Origin of the sequence: Acetoanaerobium pronyense (assembly GCF_017874355.1) — a bacterium.
GTDB classification, from domain to species: domain Bacteria; phylum Bacillota; class Clostridia; order Peptostreptococcales; family Filifactoraceae; genus Acetoanaerobium; species Acetoanaerobium pronyense.
The window spans coordinates 1-2,314 of record NZ_JAGGLI010000069.1 but is presented as its reverse complement, the minus strand read 5'-3'; the positions used below and the strand labels follow the sequence as shown (position 1 = coordinate 2,314).

Below are 2,314 nucleotides of genomic sequence, written 5' to 3'. Positions count from 1 at the left end.
AGAAAATAGAAAATCCCTATTTTAGGGAAAGTTATATTCCAAAAAATAGGGAAAATTATTTGCCGAAATTTATACAAAAATGCTTGCCGGTAACAGCTACCTTATTTTGGATGGGATTAGAAAAATTAACAAAGATAAAGTTTCAATTTATGAGATATCAAATATTTTGAAGAAAAAAGGAATCACTAGTAGTAGACAACTTATATTAGGTCTAACATTTTTGTTTTCTGTTGACATACTTGATTTTGAGGAGGCAAATATATGGATAAAGAAATAAATAGAATTCGTATTAATCGTCTCTATTCAGAAAGTAATATATTTGATGAGATTATTTTTCATGATGGTATAAACTTAATTTTAGGCGAAAAGTATGATAATGCAACCATCACAGGTAGAAAAACTAATGGTGTTGGAAAATCTATGAGTATTGAGTTTTTGGATTTTTGTTTTCTAAATGATTATAAGAACTCTAGGATAAATAAGATACCTGAAAGTGTTGTTCCGATGGAAGAGAATATCATCTTAGATCTTGAAATAGGTCATGAAAGAATAACTATAAAGAGGAATAGAAAAAATGAGAGCATGCCACTGTTAATACGTAATGGTAAATCAGTAACTTTTGATAAATTAACCGATGCTCGAAATTACTTGTCTGAATTAATTTTTAATAAGTTAAACGGAAAATCTGTTCCCAGTTTTAGAAACATTTTATCAATCCTAATGAGGGATGAACGTTCTGAATTTATTGACATATTGAAATGTCATGAATTGACTAAATCTATTCCTATAGATCTAACAGCGCACTTGTATATGTTAGGAATTGAGATAGAATCATACCAGAAAACAATAAAGACTATCAAAGAAATAGAAAATATCACGAAAGTAATAACAAGGAATAAAAATGAATTAACTGAGGGAAAGACTAAGAAGATAGCTGATGTTCAAGCTGAACTGAATTCTTTAGATGATGAACTTGAAAAAATGGAATTAGCTATTGAGAATTTTAAAAGCAATGAAGCTTATGATTCAATTGAAAAAGATCTTCTAGAATTAGAAGATAACTTAGATAAATTAAGAAAGAGACAAAAGGTATTACGACATGAATATGACAAGATTAAAAGACTTCCAAAACCAGAAGAAATTGATGATGTAGAAATCGAGCTTGTTTATAACCAATTTAAAAGTGATTTAGGGAGTGCAATTGTTAAATCATTAAATGAAGTTGTTGGATTTAAAAATCAAGTAGAAGAATTTCAAAGAATGCTTATTAATCAAAAGGCATATGAAGTAGAAGCTCAATTAAATGAGATTGCAGATAGAATTCGTATACTTGATGATGAATATTCAGAAAAATTGAAAATTATAGACACAAAAGGGGTATTGCAAAATTTAAAAGTTAGTTTAAGAATATACCAAAATAAAAAAGATGAAAGTGCGCATACAAAGTATTTATTTGACGAATATGAGAATAATACTAAACAAAAGAAAAATTTAGCCTTGAGAAAATCACAAGAAATTATGGAAATTGATGACTTACTTGAGAAGAATAAATCAAATATCAAAGGTTTTATTGCAACAATATTAGATATACATGAAAATATAATGGGAAATAAAGAGTGTTCTTTTAGTGTTCAAACGATCAATAAAGCTAGAATTAAAGTTCCAGTGGATATTAGTATGCGCATTTTTGATGATGGTAGCCGCAGTGTGAATAGAACCAAAGTTTTTATCTATGACATGGCCTTATTATTTAACGATCATACAAGAATACGTCATCCGTTATTTTTAGTTCATGATAATATTTTTGATGTTGATCAGGATACACTGGTGCAATGCTTAAATTATTTGAAAAAACAAGAAGAGAAGTATCAAGAATTTCAATATATTCTTACATTAAATCGAGACAAAATTGAGAATGAGGAAAAAGCAAAATTAGTCAAGTTGGATGTAAACGCAAAAGTTGTTGCTGCATTTACCAAAAAAGATAAATTTTTAAAGAAAGATTACCAAGAAAAGTAATATATTACATCATTGAGGTTGTATTGTTTTCTTATAATTAAAAAAATTAATAATATTGCAGTTTGCTACAAATAAGACCACAAAAAGTCCTGACAATTCAGGACTTTTATTATTTTTTCGGGTTATTGATGACATAAATGTTTATGATACTAGAAATTTAAAACATACTAATAGCACATGTTGATTTACACTTAATATTGGGTTCTCTCCAAAGTTAGTTGGTATATCTAAATTTTTCCAACTCTAGTATTTTTCTTCTTAAGTAAGCAAAGCTAGATCTCCCGTACATTATTCT

The 2,314-nt window shown here is 27.7% G+C and carries 2 protein-coding genes; both read left to right on the top strand.

Annotated features, from left to right (window positions below; genetic code table 11):
* The first annotated feature begins 79 nt into the window (after window positions 1-79).
* Window positions 80-277, top strand: a complete 198-nt coding sequence (locus tag J2Z35_RS14470) for a hypothetical protein (protein WP_209662112.1) — start codon at window positions 80-82, stop codon at window positions 275-277.
* Window positions 262-2,019, top strand: a complete 1,758-nt coding sequence (locus J2Z35_RS14465) for a DUF2326 domain-containing protein (protein WP_209662111.1) — start codon at window positions 262-264, stop codon at window positions 2,017-2,019. Before J2Z35_RS14470 ends, J2Z35_RS14465 begins: the two co-directional genes overlap by 16 nt.
* Window positions 2,020-2,314 lie beyond the last annotated feature (295 nt).